General features: G+C 72.6%; 15 protein-coding genes. 12 read left to right on the plus strand and 3 right to left on the minus strand.

What is annotated here, in order from left to right; genetic code table 11:
• The first annotated feature begins 2 nt into the window (after nucleotides 1–2).
• Nucleotides 3–962, plus strand: a complete 960-nt coding sequence (locus tag ABT336_RS05280; RefSeq protein WP_350895247.1) for an electron transfer flavoprotein subunit alpha/FixB family protein — start codon at nucleotides 3–5, stop codon at nucleotides 960–962.
• 51 nt (nucleotides 963–1,013) lie between these two features.
• Here the strand turns inward: ABT336_RS05280 and ABT336_RS05285 are convergent, their stop codons facing one another.
• Nucleotides 1,014–1,811 (minus strand): anti-sigma factor, encoded by a 798-nt coding sequence (locus ABT336_RS05285; RefSeq protein WP_350895248.1) that lies wholly within the window; start codon nucleotides 1,809–1,811, stop codon nucleotides 1,014–1,016.
• A complete protein-coding gene (locus tag ABT336_RS05290) occupies nucleotides 1,765–2,367 on the minus strand; it encodes an RNA polymerase sigma factor (RefSeq protein ID WP_350895249.1) in 603 nt (200 codons plus the stop codon). The genes ABT336_RS05285 and ABT336_RS05290 overlap by 47 nt, the downstream gene beginning before the upstream one ends.
• A 110-nt stretch (nucleotides 2,368–2,477) precedes the next feature.
• Between ABT336_RS05290 and ABT336_RS05295 the strand changes: the two genes are divergently transcribed.
• From ABT336_RS05295 to ABT336_RS05315, 5 genes are all read left to right on the plus strand, one after another.
• On the plus strand, nucleotides 2,478–3,644 hold the full coding sequence (locus ABT336_RS05295) for a cysteine desulfurase family protein (protein WP_350895250.1): 1,167 nt from the start codon (nucleotides 2,478–2,480) through the stop codon (nucleotides 3,642–3,644).
• Nucleotides 3,645–3,692: 48 nt separating this feature from the next.
• A complete protein-coding gene (gene mnmA / locus ABT336_RS05300; RefSeq protein WP_350895251.1) occupies nucleotides 3,693–4,766 on the plus strand; it encodes a tRNA 2-thiouridine(34) synthase MnmA in 1,074 nt (357 codons plus the stop codon).
• A 78-nt stretch (nucleotides 4,767–4,844) separates the two neighbouring features.
• Entirely contained in the window at nucleotides 4,845–5,849 is a 1,005-nt protein-coding gene (locus tag ABT336_RS05305; protein ID WP_350895252.1) for a uroporphyrinogen decarboxylase/cobalamine-independent methonine synthase family protein, read from the plus strand.
• Nucleotides 5,850–5,899: 50 nt separating this feature from the next.
• A complete protein-coding gene (locus ABT336_RS05310; protein ID WP_350895253.1) occupies nucleotides 5,900–6,265 on the plus strand; it encodes a VOC family protein in 366 nt (121 codons plus the stop codon).
• 44 nt (nucleotides 6,266–6,309) lie between these two features.
• Complete coding sequence (locus ABT336_RS05315; protein ID WP_350895254.1) at nucleotides 6,310–7,311, plus strand: ADP-ribosylglycohydrolase family protein; 1,002 nt, start codon at nucleotides 6,310–6,312, stop codon at nucleotides 7,309–7,311.
• Nucleotides 7,312–7,407: 96 nt separating this feature from the next.
• On the opposite strand, the gene ABT336_RS05320 is transcribed toward ABT336_RS05315, so the two are convergent.
• Entirely contained in the window at nucleotides 7,408–7,947 is a 540-nt protein-coding gene (locus tag ABT336_RS05320) for a type II toxin-antitoxin system PemK/MazF family toxin (RefSeq protein WP_350895255.1), read from the minus strand.
• 174 nt (nucleotides 7,948–8,121) lie between these two features.
• Between ABT336_RS05320 and ligA the strand changes: the two genes are divergently transcribed.
• The 6 genes from ligA (at nucleotide 8,122) to ABT336_RS05350 (ending at nucleotide 16,051) form a co-directional block, all read left to right on the plus strand.
• Nucleotides 8,122–10,257, plus strand: coding sequence for an NAD-dependent DNA ligase LigA (gene ligA / locus ABT336_RS05325; protein WP_350895284.1), 2,136 nt, complete (start codon nucleotides 8,122–8,124; stop codon nucleotides 10,255–10,257).
• A gap of 160 nt (nucleotides 10,258–10,417) precedes the next feature.
• Nucleotides 10,418–12,784 (plus strand): putative bifunctional diguanylate cyclase/phosphodiesterase, encoded by a 2,367-nt coding sequence (locus ABT336_RS05330; protein WP_350895256.1) that lies wholly within the window; start codon nucleotides 10,418–10,420, stop codon nucleotides 12,782–12,784.
• A 199-nt stretch (nucleotides 12,785–12,983) separates the two neighbouring features.
• Nucleotides 12,984–13,289 (plus strand): Asp-tRNA(Asn)/Glu-tRNA(Gln) amidotransferase subunit GatC, encoded by a 306-nt coding sequence (gatC, locus tag ABT336_RS05335; protein ID WP_350895257.1) that lies wholly within the window; start codon nucleotides 12,984–12,986, stop codon nucleotides 13,287–13,289.
• Entirely contained in the window at nucleotides 13,286–14,761 is a 1,476-nt protein-coding gene (gene gatA / locus ABT336_RS05340; protein WP_350895258.1) for an Asp-tRNA(Asn)/Glu-tRNA(Gln) amidotransferase subunit GatA, read from the plus strand. The genes gatC and gatA overlap by 4 nt, the downstream gene beginning before the upstream one ends.
• A gap of 319 nt (nucleotides 14,762–15,080) precedes the next feature.
• A complete protein-coding gene (locus ABT336_RS05345; protein ID WP_350895259.1) occupies nucleotides 15,081–15,875 on the plus strand; it encodes a helix-turn-helix domain-containing protein in 795 nt (264 codons plus the stop codon).
• The gene (locus ABT336_RS05350; protein WP_350895260.1) at nucleotides 15,866–16,051 is read left to right on the plus strand and encodes a DUF397 domain-containing protein; all 186 of its coding nucleotides are present in this window, start codon (nucleotides 15,866–15,868) and stop codon (nucleotides 16,049–16,051) included. The genes ABT336_RS05345 and ABT336_RS05350 overlap by 10 nt, the downstream gene beginning before the upstream one ends.
• Nucleotides 16,052–16,110 lie beyond the last annotated feature (59 nt).

Raw genomic sequence — 16,110 nt, forward strand, 5'->3', positions numbered from 1 at the left:
ACATGTCTGAGGTTCTCGTCGTCGTCGAAGCCACCAGTGAGTTCGGCGTCAAGAAGGTCACCCTGGAGATGCTCACCCTCGCCCGTACGGTGGGCACCCCCAGCGCCGTGGTGCTGGGCGGCCCCGGGGCGGCCGAGGCGCTCTCCGCCAAGCTCGGCGAGTACGGCGCGGAGAAGATCTACGCCGCCGAGAGCGAGGAGATCGACGGTCACCTGGTGGCACCGAAGGCCACTGTGCTCGCCGAGCTGGTCCGACGGGTGCAGCCGGCCGCCGTCCTGCTCGCCGGTGCCCAGGAGGGCAAGGAGATCGCGGCCCGCCTGGCGGTCAAGCTGGACAACGGCATCCTGACCGACGTGGTCGGCCTCGCCGCCGACGGCACCGCCACCCAGGTCGCCTTCGCCGGGTCCACCATCGTCACCTCGAAGGTCACCCGTGGCCTGCCGCTGGTGACCGTCCGGCCGAACTCGGTCACCCCCGCCCCGGCCCCGGCCACCCCCGCCGTCGAGCCGCTGACCGTCGCCCTCGCCGACGCGGACAAGCTGGCCAGGGTGGTCGAGCGGGTCGCCGAGCAGAAGGGTTCCCGCCCGGAGCTGACCGAGGCCTCGGTGGTGGTCGCCGGCGGCCGGGGGGTCGGCAACGCCGACAACTTCAAGCTGGTGGAGGAGCTCGCCGACCTGCTCGGCGGTGCCGTCGGGGCGTCCCGGGCGGCTGTCGACTCGGGGTACTACCCGCACCAGTTCCAGGTGGGTCAGACCGGCAAGACGGTCTCCCCGCAGCTCTACGTCGCGTTGGGCATCTCCGGTGCGATCCAGCACCGGGCCGGTATGCAGACCTCGAAGACCATCGTCGCGGTGAACAAGGACGCCGAGGCGCCGATCTTCGAACTGGCCGACTTCGGTGTGGTCGGCGACCTGTTCAAGGTCGTCCCGCAGATCGCCGAGGAGATCCGCAAGCGCAGGTGACCCGAGGGTCGACGTCCGGCCGGTGGGGGACCAGGTCCCCCACCGGCCGTCTCATCTGGCGAGGACCCCGCGCAGCAGACTGTCCCCGGAGTGGCCGGGATCGTCGTCGAACCGCTCGGCCGAGATGTCCACCACCGAGTACTCGGTCAGGTCGACTGTGGGCGGCAGCGGGAGCAGCACGTCCGACCCCGTACCGAGCACCCCGACGGAGAACATCCTGCCGTTCGTCGGGTTGATCAACCAGACCTCGTAGTACCCCGGCACCTCGGGCAGGTTCGCCACGTGCAGGTGCAGCCGACCGTCGTCGAACACCCGTGCCTCACCCCGCGCCTGCGGCGGAGTCGGCCCGTACGCGGCCAGCGGGGCGCTCGCCAGCACCACCTGCTCCCCGGCGGGATCGGTCGTACCCTCCCCGGAGCGGACCACCACGAGGGTCCCGACCACACCGAGGAGTGCGGCGGCTGCCGCCGTCAGCCCGGTCGTCACCCACCGTCGCCACCGGACCCGTCGCCCCCGGGAGCGGGCACCCGGGGCCGGGGGGATCGCGGAACCGGTTCCGGTCGGGGCGTCCGCCTCGGTCGGGGGCTGCCGTCGGACCGACCCGGCTGCCCCGGCGGGTGTCGCCTCGGCCTCCCGGACGTCGGCGAGGATGCCCTGCCAGAGGGCCTCCGGTGGGGCGGGCAGCTCCCGCAGGGAACGGGTCGAGGTGCCCAACCCTGCGACGTGTCGCAGCGACTCCACCTCCCCACGACAGTGGGCGCAGGTGTCGAGGTGGGTGGTCTCGTCGGTGTCCGCCTCGCTCTCACCGAGCGCCAGGAAGACCAGCCGGCCGTGGTCCAGGTGCTGCACCGTCCACCTCCCATCTGCGTTTCAAGCTCGCCATGCCCCGCCGGATGTGACTCTTGACAGTGCCCAGCGGCACTCCGGTCACCGCGGCTATCTGCTGGTGTGTCAGGTCGTCGTAGAAGGCCAGTTCGAGCATTCGCCGCTGGTCCTGGGGAAGGCGGGCCAGTTCGTCGGCGACCACCAGCCGGTCGACGACGGTCTCCGGGTCCGGTCCGCCCGTCACCGGCTCCGGCAGCTGTCGTACGGTCTCGGCCACCCGGTTCTCCCGGGCCGTGGCGCGCAGCCTGTCGACCACCTTGCGTCGACCGATGCCGAGCAGCCAGCCGAGCAGGGAACCACGGGACGGATCGAAGGTGTCCCGCCCGAGCCAGGCGCCGACGAAGGTGGCCTGGGTCGCGTCCTCGGCGTCGCTGCGGTTGGCCAACGTGCTGGTGGCCAGGTGGAGGACGGCCCGGCCGTACCTGTCGTACGCCTCCCGCAGCGCCGACTCGTCACCGGCACGGAACCGGTCCGCCAGGTCGTCCTCGGGTGGCTCGGATCTCTGCCGTACCGCTGTCACCGGGCGGGTCGCCTTTCGTGGGGTAGGCAAACTGTAGCCCTCCCGGACCTGGTGGTTCGGTCGGGCGGGGGGCCGGTGGCGGGATCCACCGCTGGCTAAGCTGAGCGGCGATGGCATACCTGGATCACGCGGCTACCACTCCGATGCTCGACGCGGCACTGGAGGCGTACGTCGTCACCGCCCGTGAGGTCGGCAACGCCTCGTCGTTGCACGCCGCCGGTCGTCGTGCCCGTCGGTCGGTGGAGGAGTCCCGGGAGCGGGTGGCGGCCGTCCTGGGCGCCCGCCCCTCCGAGGTGATCTTCACGGGGGGCGGCACCGAGAGCGACAACCTCGCCGTCAAGGGCGTCTTCTGGGCCCGGCGGGCCGCGACCCCCGGGCGCAACCGGCTGGTCTGCAGCGCTGTCGAGCACCACGCCGTGCTGGACGCGGTCGACTGGTTGGTCCAGCACGAGGGTGCCGAGGTGAGCTGGCTGCCCGCCGACGCCACCGGACGGCTCGACCCCCGGCGGTTGGCAGCCGACCTCGCCGCCCACGCCGACCGGGTCACGCTGGTCACCGCGATGTGGGCCAACAACGAGGTCGGGACGGTGCAGCCGGTGACCGAGTTGGCCGAGGTCGCTGCCGAGCACGGGGTTCCGCTGCACACCGACGCGGTGCAGGCGGTGGGGCAGGTCCCCGTCGACTTCGCGGCGAGTGGGGTGGCCGCGCTGACGGTGACCGGGCACAAGCTCGGCGGGCCGACCGGGGTCGGTGCGTTGCTGCTGGCCCGTGACGTGGTGGCGACGCCGCTGCTGCACGGCGGGGGGCAGGAGCGTGACATCCGCTCCGGGACCCTGGACACGGCGGGGATCGTGGCCTTCGCGGTTGCTGTCGAGACAGCGGTCAAGGCCCAGCAGGAGTACGCCGCCCGGGTCGCCGCCCTCCGCGACGACCTGGTCCGGCGGGTCCGGGACGCCGTACCCGAGGTGATCTACAACGGGGACCCGGACGAACGGCTCCCCGGCAACGCGCACTTCTCCTTCCCGGGCTGCGAGGGGGACGCGCTGCTGCTGCTCCTGGACGCCCAGGGGATCTTCTGCTCGACCGGTTCGGCCTGCTCGGCCGGGGTGGCCCAGCCCTCGCACGTGCTCCTCGCCATGGGTGCCGCCGACGACCGGGCGCGTTCGTCGCTGCGCTTCTCCCTCGGTCACACCAGCACCGCCGCCGACGTCGACGCCCTCATCGGGGCACTTCCCGGGGCCGTTGAGCGAGCCCGGCGGGCTGCCGCCCTCCGCTGAACGCGGGTGGGGTGGTTAGGGTTGACGCCGAGGAAGGGAGCGTGGCCGGTGAGGGTGTTGGCGGCGATGTCGGGTGGGGTGGACTCCGCCGTGGCGGCGGCGCGCGCGGTCGAGGCCGGGCACGACGTGACAGGGGTGCACCTGGCGTTGGCGCGTAACCCCCAGACGTACCGGACCGGGGCGCGGGGTTGTTGCACCCTGGAGGACTCCCGGGACGCCCGACGCGCGGCCGACGTGCTCGGTGTGCCGTTCTACGTCTGGGACATGGCCGACCGGTTCCACGCCGACGTGGTCGACGACTTCGTCGCCGAGTACGCGGCGGGGCGCACCCCGAACCCGTGCCTGCGGTGCAACGAGAAGATCAAGTTCGCGGCGGTGCTGGACCGGGCGGTGGCCCTGGGGTTCGACGCGGTGGTCACCGGGCACCACGCCCGGCTCGGCGCTGACGGCCTGCTGCGCCGCAGCGTCGACCTGCCCAAGGACCAGTCGTACGTGCTGGCGGTGCTCACCCGCGAGCAGCTCGACCGGTCGGTCTTCCCGCTCGGCGACTCCACCAAGGCCGAGGTTCGGGCCGAGGCCGCCCGACGGGGGCTGGCCGTCGCCGACAAGCCCGACTCGCACGACATCTGCTTCATCGCCGACGGCGACACCAGGGGTTTCCTCGCCGACCGGTTGGGTGCCGCCCCGGGGGACGTCGTCGACGCCCTCACCGGCGCTGTGGTCGGCAGCCACCAGGGGGCGTACGCGTACACGGTGGGGCAGCGCAAGGGGCTGCACCTGGACCGTCCGGCCCCTGACGGTCGCCCCCGGTACGTGCTGTCCATCACCCCGAAGACCAACACCGTCACCGTCGGGCCGGCCGAGGCGCTGGAGGTCTCCACCGTCCACGCCGAGCGACCGGTGTGGACCGGAGGGGAGCGGCCGGTGGCCCCCGTCGAGTGCGAGGTGCAGTTGCGGGCGCACGGCGACGTCGTCCCGGCCACCGTCGAGGTGACCGACGGGGGGATGCGTGCCGAGTTGCGTCGTCCCCTCCGGGGGGTCGCCGCAGGCCAGGCCATCGTGGCGTACCGGCCCGACCCGGCAGGTGACGTGGTGCTCGGTTCGGCCACCATCACCGGCTGACCCGCCCGGTCGGGGCGTCCCCGCGTACGCGGTGTGACGGCCGGCGCGTACGCGGTGGGGAGCGGATACCCTGCGACGGTGACTGATCAGTCCTGGCCCTGGCCGCCCGGTGCGGCGACCGGCATCGGTTCGTTGCCCGGCACCGACATCGCCGAGGCGCAGCGGATCGTCCTCGGTGAGCTGCCCGCCCTGCCACACCTGCCCGAGTTGCCCGCCCGTGGTCCGGGCGCGGACGTGATCGGCCGGACCGGGGGCCTGCTGGTCGAGCTGCCTGTGGAGCTGTACGCGGCCAGGTGGCGGGTGGCCCCCCGGCCGGGGCGGGACCTGCGCCGGGCCCGGGATCTCATGGAACGTGACCTCGACCAGCTCGCCGAGCAGGCCGAGGAGTACGCCGGGCCAATCAAACTCCAGGCCGCCGGCCCGTTCACGATGGCGGCCTCCGTGGAGTTGCCGATCGGCGGGCGGCTGCTGCGCGACCCGGGGGCGGTGCGTGACCTCACCGGTTCGTTGGCGGAGGGGCTACGGGGGCACGTCGAGGCGGTCACCCGACGGCTGCCCCGCGCCTCGGTGCTGTTGCAGTTGGACGAGCCCTCGTTGCCGGCGGTCCTCGCCGGGCGGGTGCCCACCGAGAGCGGGCTGGGGGCGTACCGGCCGGTCGAGGAGGCGGACGCGGCGGTGGCGCTGCGGACGGTGATCGAGGCGGCCGGGGTGCCTACCGTCGTCCACTGCTGCGCGCCGGATGTGCCGTTGTCGGTGGTCCGCGTGGCCGGCGCCGTCGGTGTCGCGCTCGACCTGGGACTCGTCACCGACCTGGATCCGCTGGGTGAGGCGATCGACGCCGGGTTGGGGTTGTGGGCCGGGGCTGTCGACACCGCCACCCCGTCGGCCGGTCGCGCGCCGACCTCCGCCGAGGTGGCCGACCGGGTACGCCGGATCTGGAACCGCCTCGGGTTCCCGGCCGGCCGCCTCGCCTCGCAGGTGGTGGTGACCCCGGCCTGTGGCCTGGCCGGTGCCCCGCACGGGTACGTCCGGGGGGTGCTCGCCGCCTGTCGGGACGCCGGACGCCGCCTCGCCGACGCCTGACGGAGGTGTCGGGGGGTTTTCCGTCGTACCGGGTGGGCAGGATACGGAGCATGATTGGACGAATGCGTTCCGTGGTGATCGACTGTCCCGACCCGCGCGCCCTGGCCGGGTTCTACGCCGAGTTGCTCGGCCTCCCCCTGGTCGAGGAGGAGTCCGAGGGCGACTGGGTGGTCATCGGCGGTCCGCGCGGCCACCAGCCCCGGATGGCCTTCCAGCAGGCCCCCGACCTGATCGCCCCGGACTGGCCCGACCCGCAGCGGCCCCAGCAGTTCCACCTGGACCTGACGGTCGACGACATCGAGAGCGCGGAGCGGGCCGTGCTGGCGTTGGGCGCCCGGCGGCTGCCCGGCGAGGGGGACGACTTCCGGGTCTACGCCGACCCGGCCGGTCACCCGTTCTGCCTCTGCTGGGACTGACCGGGCCGTCCGGGTGGGTTGCGGGAGGCGGGCATGATGCCTTCGTGATCGCCTCCCCGCCTCGCCGCGCCACGGGCTCGCTCTTCGGCCTCGCCTACGGCGACGCCCTCGGCCTGCCTACCGAGTTCCTGACCGTCGCCGAGATCCACCACCGGTACGGTCCGGCCGGTCCGCGCGAGTTGACCGGGGATCCGGCCCTGGTCACCGACGACACCCAGATGGCCCTGGCGGTGGCCTGGGCGCTGCGGGACGCCCCCGAGTTCACCCCGGAGGCCGTCGAGCCGCTGCTGCGGCAGCGCTTCGTGGCCTGGTCGGTCAGCCCGGACAACGACCGGGCCCCGGGCATGACCTGCCTGCGGGCCTGCGCCGGGCTGGCCCGGGGGGTGCGGTGGCAGGAGGCGACGCAGGTGAACTCCAAGGGCTGCGGGGCGAACATGCGGGTCACCCCGGTCGGTTTGCTCGACGTCGACCCGGACACCCTGGCCGGGTTGGCCCAGCTCCAGGCCGGGCTCACCCACGGGCACCCGACCGCGCTGGCCGCCAGTGAGCTGACCGCGTACGCGGTCCGGGTGCTGCGCGACGGCGTCACGGTCGCGGAGCTGCCCGAGGTCCTGGTGGGGCGGGCGCAGGGGCAGCGGCGGACGTACCACGGCGACTGGCTCGGCGACCTGTGGCAGCGCCCCGGCGTGGACTCCCCGCAGGAGTTCGTCGCCCGGGGTTGGGACGAGTGTGTGGGGGCCCTGCACCGGTTGGTCGACGCGTTGGCCAGGCCGGACGACGGCGGTGACCCGTGCCGGCACACCGGGGAGGGGTGGATCGCCGAGGAGGCACTGGCCACCGCGCTGTACTGCGCGATCCGGCACGCCGACGACCCGGTGACGGCGCTGGCCCGGGGCGCCACCACCGCCGGGGACTCCGATTCGATCGCCGCCCTGGCCGGTGCGTTCCTCGGGGCGGCCGGTGGAACTGCCGCCTGGCCGACCGGGTGGGCCACCCGCATCGAGTACGCCGACCAGCTCGCCACCCTCGGCGACACCTGGGACTGACCACCGGGCCACCCGCTCCTCGGCGACGGCTCCGGGGGTCACACCGTCGGTCGCCCTCGGCGTACCCGCTCCTGTCGAGCCGGTTGCGTGCCCGGGTCAGCCTCGGGTCTGCGGGGCGAGGTGGGGTAGGGCCCGGACCTCCTGCCAGAGCGTCGGGTCGCAGCGACCGGCGCGGTCCCGGAAGGCGGCCAGCTCGACCCGGATCGGTTCCCCCAGGTCGAGGTAGCTGTCCCGGTCGGCCTGCGGATGCCAGTCCCGGGTGGGGATCGGCACGTGATCGTCGCGGTGGCTCTTGTCCTGACTCGTGATCTTGAGCACGTCCGCCCGGTCCCGGGTCGTGCCCAGCACCAGGCAGGGGCGGACCTTCGAACCGGTGCCGTCGACGTAGGGGACGTCGGCCCACCAGATCTCCCCCGGCCGGACGGTGCCGGTGCCGGACCGTTCGGTGCCCCGGGGGCGGGGTGCCTTACCCGGGCGGGAGCCCTGCCGACCCCTGGTCTTCGGTCCGGCGGCACGACCCGCCGCGCCGCGCCCGGGACGGGACCGCCGACCGGACGCGTGCCGCCAGGCGTCCCACGCCCACCCACCGGTGACGGCGAGCAGGATCAGCGCCGCCCAGAGCAACCAGTCACGCATTCGTACCTCCGGGCTCGTTCACCCTCCACGGGTGGCCCGCTCCAGGAAGAGCAGGTGGCGGACTATTGTCCCACCGTCCCGATACGGTGCGGGGGTAGCAGAGTCACGGGAGGTTCGGCGGTGTCCGAAGGCGGCGGTGGGTCCGAGGTTGTTTCGGTGTCCGAGGGCGAGGGGGTGCCGGAGGAGGCCATCGGCGGGCAGGTCAGTGCGGCACAGGAGGCGGCTGCCGGCGCGGAGCCGACGCCCCTGGCCCGGGACCGGCACGCGACGTTGAGCCAGGAGCTCACCGAGCACCAGTACCGCTACTACGTGCTCGACGCGCCGACCGTCTCCGACGCCGACTTCGACAGGCAGCTGCGCGAGCTGGAGGCGCTGGAGGAGCAGTTCCCCGCGCTGCGGACCCCGGACTCCCCGACCCAGCGGGTCGGGGGGACCTTCTCCACCGACTTCACCCCGGTCACCCACGCCGAGCGGATGATGTCGCTGGACAACGCCTTCGCCGACGAGGAGCTGGCGGCCTGGGCCGAGCGGGTCGAGCGGGACGCCGGCGGGGCGGTCCCCTACCTGTGCGAGCTGAAGGTCGACGGCCTGGCGATCAACCTGACCTACGAGGGGGGTCGGCTGGTTAGGGCGGCGACCCGGGGGGACGGACGCACAGGTGAGGACGTGACAGCCAACGTCCGCAGCATCCGGGACGTACCGGCCCGGCTCACCGCGTCCGCCGAGTTCGCCGAGGTGCCGGAGTTCGTCGAGGTCCGGGGGGAGATCTACTTCCCGGTGGCCGCCTTCGCCGACCTGAACGCCACCCTGGTCGAGCAGGGCAAGGCACCGTTCGCCAACCCCCGCAACGCCGCCGCCGGCAGCCTGCGTCAGAAGGACCCCCGGGTCACCGCGTCCCGGCCGTTGCGCCTTGTGGTGCACGGCATCGGCGCCCGGCGCGGCTTCCAACCCCGGACCCAGTCCGAGTCGTACGCGGCGCTGCGGGCGTGGGGGTTGCCCGTCAGCGACCGGTCCCGGGTGGTCCCCGACCTGACCGGGGTGGCCGAGTACATCGCCCACTACGCCCAGCACCGGCACGACGTCGAGCACGAGATCGACGGGGTGGTGGTGAAGGTCGACCCGGTCTCCATCCAGGGCCGACTCGGCTCCACCAGTCGGGCACCACGCTGGGCGATCGCCTTCAAGTACCCCCCGGAGGAGGTAAACACCAAGCTCCTCGACATCGACGTCAACGTCGGCCGGACCGGCCGGGTCACCCCCTTCGCCGTCCTGGAACCGGTCCGGGTGGCGGGCTCCACGGTGGCCCTGGCGACCCTGCACAACGCCCGCGAGGTGGAACGCAAGGGCGTCCTGATCGGCGACACCGTGGTCCTGCGCAAGGCCGGGGACGTGATCCCGGAGGTGCTCGGCCCGGTGGTGGAGCTGCGCCCGGCCGACGCCCGCCCGTTCGTCATGCCGACCACCTGCCCGGCGTGTGGGACCCCGCTGGCCCCGGCGAAGGAGGCGGACGTCGACATCCGCTGCCCCAACAGCCGGTCCTGCCCCGCCCAGCTGCGAGAGCGGGTCTTCCACCTCGCCGGGCGGGGTGCCTTCGACATCGAGGTGCTCGGCTACAAGGGGGCGTCCGCCCTGCTGGACGCGCAGGTCATCACCGACGAGGGGGACCTGTTCACCCTCGACGCCGGGCAGCTGGCCCGCTCGGAGTTCTTCGTCAACAAGGACGGCAGTCTGGGCAGCAACGCCACCAAGCTGCTGGACAATCTCGCCGTCGCCAGGGAGCGCGACCTGTGGCGGGTGATCGTCGCACTCTCCATCAGGCACGTCGGGCCGACCGCCGCACAGGCCCTGGCCCGGCACTTTCGGTCGATGGAGGCGATCGAGCAGGCAGGTGAGGCCGAACTCTCCTCCGTGGACGGCGTCGGCCCGACCATCGCGGTGAGCATCAGGGAGTGGTTCGCCGTCGACTGGCACCGCGAGGTGGTCCGCAAGTGGGCCGAGGCGGGCGTTCGGATGGTGGAGGAGGGCGGCGACGAGGGACCCCGACCGTTGGAAGGGCTGACTGTGGTGGTCACCGGCACCCTGAACGGGTTCAGCCGGGACCAGGCGGCCGAGGCGATCCAGAAGCGCGGAGGCAAGGTGACCGGGTCGGTGTCCAAGAAGACCGGTTTCGTGGTGGTCGGCGACAACCCCGGTTCCAAGGCCGACAAGGCGGCCACCCTCAAGGTCCCGATCCTCGACGAGGCGGGTTTCCAGGTCCTGCTCGACTCCGGTCCGGATGCGGCCCGGGAGGTGGCCCGGATCGAGGGGTGAGATCCCGACGACGCCCCACTCGGGGCGTCGTCGCGTATACCAACTTAATTACGACTCCGACCGATTCGTGTATGTCGTCTCGGTAAGTACCACAGCCAGGGCGTTTCATAGTGACAGGACGGTTACTCGTCCGGTCCGTAGGTGCTGCCCGGGAGGTGCGATGGAGGCCGTCGACCCGCGCAACTCCCTGCCCTGGGCAGCCGCGCCGTTCGTCGGTCTCCTCGCCGGCACCGGCCTGCTGGCAGCGGTGGCCACCGTCGGAGCCCTCGTCGACCTGCCGGCCCTCCTGCCCGACCTGCCCACCGCGTTCTGGATCATGGCGGTGCTGGCGGTGGTCTGCGACGCCCGGCCGTTCGTGCCCCCCGGCCGCCGGCGTACCTTCGCGGTCTTCCCCTCGACCTGCTTCACCTTCGCCATCCTGCTCGGCTGGGGACTGGGACCGGCGGTGGCGGTGCAGGCCGTGGCGGTGCTCGTCTGCGGGGTACGGATGGGACACGCGCCCTGGCGCACCTGCTTCAACGTCGCCCAGTACGCCTGCGCCCTGGCCGCCGCCCACCTGGTCCTGCGGGCCGGACCGGGTGCCTTCTTCGCCGGTGGAGCACTGGGGTGGACCGACGTGGTGTCGGTCGCCGCAGCGACCGGAGTCTGGTTCGCCGTCAACTACGGACTGGTCAGCACGGCACTGCGGCTGCGGTTCGGCGGGCGGTGGTGGTCCCGGGCCCGGCAGGGGCTCCCGTTCGAACTGCTCGCCACCGGTTCCCTGCTGCTGCTCGCCCCGGTCCTGGTCACCGCCGCCCGGGCCAGCGCCGCCCTGGTCCCCCTGGTGCTGGTCCCGCTCTTCGCCGTCTACCGGATGGCCCGGCTCTCCACCGAGCAGGAACACGTCGCCGCGCTCGACCCGCTGACCGGGCTGCCCAACCGCAAGGCCCTCCTCGCCGAGGTGGCCGAGCAGGTCCACGTGCACGCCGAGCGGGTCGCCCGCGACGAGCCGGACGCCCACCTGGCCCTGCTCCTGATCGACCTGGACCGGTTCAAGAACGTCAACGACGCCCTCGGCCACGCAGTGGGGGACCGGCTGCTCGTCGAGGTGACCGCCAGACTGGTCGGGGTCCTCGACGGACAGGACCTGGTGGCCCGGCTCGGCGGGGACGAGTTCGCCATCGTCGCCACCGGCCTCACCGGCGTAGATCAGGCCCGTGAACTGGCCGAACGGGTGGTCACCGCGCTGGCCGAGCCGGTGTCGATGGACGGGCTCCTGCTCGACGCCGGCGGGTCGATAGGCATCGCGCTCTTCCCCGAACACGGCGAGGACTACGCCACCCTGATGCGCCACGCCGACGTCGCCATGTACGACGCGAAGCACCGCGACGACACCATCGCCGTGTACGCCCCCGAGTCCGACCACAACTCCGCCGAGCGGCTCGCCCTCCTGGCCGACCTTCGACGCGTACTGGAGGCGGGGCCGCCGTCCGGGCGGACCGTGCGGGGCGGCGACGGTGCCGCCCTGCCCACCAGGCTGGCCGCCGACCCCGACCCGGCACGGCCGGAGGGCGGACCGTGGTGGCGGCTGCGCCGCCGTCGACCCCGCCCCCCGCTCGACGACTCCGACGAACTGCTGAACCGGATCCTCACCGGCGCCGACCCGGTCCGTCGGCGGGCCGGTGAGACAGCCGACGCCCCGGCGGCACCGGAGGGCACCGCCACCCCGTCGGTGGTCGCCCCGACGGCCGGGCGCGGTGACCCCGACGTCGGGGAGATCACCATGTACTACCAGCCGCAGGTCGCCATCGACTCCGGGGAGGTGGTCGGCGTCGAGGCGCTGCTGCGCTGGCGGCACCCCCGACGGGGCATGGTCAACCCCGAGGAGCTGATCCGGGTGGCCGAACAGACCGCCGTGATGCGGCTGCTCACCCGCCGGGTCGTCGACGACGTGCTGGAACAGCTCGCCAAGTGGTCCGCCGCCGGGACCGACCTGCGGGCCGCTCTCAACGTCAGCGTCCGGGACCTGCACAGCGGCGAGATCGCCGACCAGGTCGCCGACCGGCTGACCCGGTACGGCATCCGGCCCGACCGGCTCCAGGTGGAGATCACCGAGGGCGCCCTGATGGCCGACCCGCGTCGGGTCCTGGACACCATCACCCGGCTGCACCGGACCGGGGTGGCCATCTCCCTCGACGACTTCGGCACCGGGTACTCCTCCCTGCAACACCTGCGGCGGCTGCCGCTGTCCGAGGTGAAGGTGGACCGCTCCTTCGTACTCGGCATGGCCGACGACGCCGACGACGCGTCGATAGTCAGGTCGATGATCGACCTCGCCGGGGCGTTGGGCCTGCGGGTGGTGGCCGAGGGGGTCGAGGACGAGCGGACCTGGCGGCTGCTGCACGCCGCCGGCTGCGACGTCGCCCAGGGGTGGTTCCACGCCCGGCCGATGCCCGCCGAGGAGCTCACCACCTGGCTGGCCCGCTACCGCCCGCTGCGACCGACCGTCGGGACCGACGCCGAGGTCCCCCGTCGGCACGCCCGCTGACCCCTTCCGGGCCACCGAGGGGCGCGGGGCGTCGGCGGCCGAGGTGGGCCCGGGGCGGACTGTCGGCCGGCGGAGAGGGGGAGCCGACGGCGGGACGTACCGGCCGGACAATAGACTCGCTCCGGTCACCGCACGTCATCCCCACCGACCGCGCGGTACAGACAGCGGACGTAGCAGGACAGCCACGAAGGGGGCACCGATGGCCGCCATCTCCCGCGAGGAGGTCGCGCACCTGGCGCGACTGTCGCGGCTCGCCGTGACGGAGGAGGAGCTGGACACCCTCGCCGGTCAGCTCGACGTGATCCTCCAGGCGGTCGCGCAGGTCGGCGAGGTCGCCGCGGCGGACATCCCGCCGACATCCCACTCCGTACCGCTGACGAACGTCCTGCGCGACGACGTCGTCACCCCGGGCCTGACGCCGGCCGAGGCGTTGGCGGGTGCGCCCGACGCCGAGCAGCAGCGCTTCCGGGTACCCCGGATCCTGGACGAGGATGTGGCTTCATGAGTGACCTGACCCGGCTCACCGCCGTCGAACTGGCCGCCCTGGTGGCCGACGGGCAGACCAGCGCCGTCGAGGTGACCCAGGCGCACCTGGACCGGATCGCCGCAGTCGACGGGCAGGTCAACGCCTTTCTCCACGTCGACACCGCCGGCGCGCTGGCCGCCGCCCGCGCCGTCGACGACCGCCGGGCCGCCGGTGAGCCCCTCGGCCCGCTGGCGGGTGTCCCGGTCGCCGTCAAGGACGTCCTGACCACCAAGGGGATACCGACCACCGTCGGGTCGAAGATCCTGGAAGGCTGGCGCCCGCCGTACGACGCCACGATCGTCCAGCGGCTCGCCGAGGCGGGCACCGTGATGCTCGGCAAGACCAACATGGACGAGTTCGCGATGGGGTCCTCCACCGAGTACTCCGCCTACGGGCCGACCCGCAACCCGTGGGACACCGACCGGATCCCCGGCGGCTCGGGTGGCGGCAGCGCGGCGGCGCTGGCCGCGTACGAGGCCCCGCTCTCCATCGGCTCGGACACCGGCGGCTCGATCCGGCAGCCCGGCGCGGTCACCGGCACCGTCGGCGCGAAGCCCACCTACGGTGGCACCTCCCGGTACGGCCTGGTGGCGTTCTCCTCCTCCCTCGACACCCCCGGCCCCTGCGCCCGTACGGTGCTCGACGCCGCCCTCCTGCACCAGGTCATCGCCGGTCACGACCCGCGTGACTCCACCAGCATCCCGGCCCCCGTGCCGGACGTGGTGGCGGCGGCGAAGCTCGGCGCGACAGGGGACCTGACCGGGGTGAGGCTCGGCGTGGTCACCGAGTTCTCCGGGGACGGGGCCGAGCCGGGTGTCCTGGCGGCGTTCCGCGAGTCGGTGGACGCCCTGGCCAAACTGGGTGCCGAGATCGTCGAGGTGTCCTGCCCGCACTTCACCTACGCGCTGCCCGCGTACTACCTCATCGCCCCGAGCGAGTGCTCCTCCAACCTTGCCCGGTTCGACGGGGTCCGGTTCGGCCTGCGGGTCGGCGACGACGGCAACCGGTCGCTGGAGGAGGTCATGTCGCTGACCCGGGAGGCCGGATTCGGCCCCGAGGTCAAGCGACGGATCATGATCGGCACGTACGCCCTCTCCTCGGGCTACTACGACGCCTACTACGGTCAGGCCCAGAAGGTCCGTACGCTGATCACCCGGGACTTCACCGCCGCCTTCGAGCAGGTCGACGCGCTGATCTCGCCGACCACCCCGTCGGTGGCGTTCCCCCTCGGTGCCCGGACCACCGACCCGTACCAGATGTACCTGGCCGACCTCTACACGATCCCGGCCAACCTGTACGGCGGACCCGGCATCTCGGTGCCGTGCGGGCTCTCCGAGGGCCTGCCTGTCGGCCTCCAGGTGATGGCCCCGACCATGGCCGACGACCGGATGTACCGGGTCGCCGCCGCCCTGGAGTCGGTCGTCGGCACCCTCACCCCACCGGCACTCTAGACACGAAAACGGGGGCGGGATGCGTCGGCATCCCGCCCCCTTCTCGCCCGTCGACGGCCGAGCCGTCCGCCCGCGTCGGAGTGCTGCTTGTCGACGTCGACGGCCGAGTCGGGGGTGCTGTAGCCGATCGCCCGTCGGGGTGCTGTAGCCGACCGCCCCCGTCCCGGCGTCCCGAGCACGGCCGGGCATGACTCGCATCGACGTCCGACGGTGTATGCTCGCTGTCTTCTCTTGGTGACGGAACGTCACCAAGAGGGCTCGAATGGTGAGTGAAGTCGGGTCGAGGTGAGTCCGGAAGGCTCGGGGCGAGAGGTGGGGCATGAACGCCACAGCGGTACTCATCGACGAACTGCGCCGGTGCCGGTCGTCCCGGGGACTCAATCAGGAAGAGTTCGGCCGGATGATCAGTTACAGCGGAACGCACGTCAGTGCTGTCGAGAGCGGCACCCGCCCGCCGACAGCCGAGTACGTCCGCGCCATCGACCGGACCATGGAGACCGGCGGCCTCTTCACCCGACTCCTCGACCGGCTCCCACCCCTGGACCAGACCCCGGTCTGGCTCCGCGAATGGATCACCGTCGAGGAACAGGCAGTCTCCCTCCGCTGGTACGAACCGGTGTTCGTGCCGGGTCTCCTTCAGACCGAGGCGTACGCGAGGGCGACGCTGCGGGCCGGAGAGTTGGATGCCAGCCAGATCGAGCAGCGAGTGAGGTCCCGGATCGATCGGCAGGCCATCCTCAACCGGGATCAGCCGCCGAACGTCGTGGTCATGCTTGACGAGGCGGTGCTGAGGCGCACTGTCGACGGTGATCGGGACCTGATGCGGGAGCAGGTGGATCACCTGATCGCCGCAGCAGGGCTGCCGAACGTGAAGATCTACGTGGTTCCGGAGGACGCCGGCCTGTACTCGGGTCTACAGGGTGGGTTCATCCTGGCCAACCTCCCGGACGGTCTGGTCTTCGGACACGTGGACAGTCAGGTCAGATCAGAGACCATCGGTGCTCGAACCGAGGTTGTTACCCTCGAATCGATCTGGGAGACGTGCGCCCGTAGCGCACTTCCTCGGCGACTTTCCCTCGACCTGATCAAGGAAGTGGCGCAGTCATGGAGCTGACCAACGCCCGGTGGCGTACGTCCAGCCGAAGCGGCACCAACGGCGGCAACTGTGTGGAGGTCGCTGACGATCTTCCTGGTGTGGTGGCGGTACGGGACAGCAAGGATCCGTCCGGGCCGGTTCTGAGGTTCACCGCGTACGCTTGGTCGACCTTCGCCACCAGTCTCAAGAGCTGACCGACCGCTCCCAGCCCAGCCTCACGCCGGTGCTCGGGATGCGGAGCCGTCCAGTACCG

The sequence above is a fragment of the Micromonospora sp. NPDC000207 genome (assembly GCF_040300925.1).
In the GTDB taxonomy this organism is placed as follows: Bacteria; Actinomycetota; Actinomycetes; order Mycobacteriales; family Micromonosporaceae; genus Micromonospora.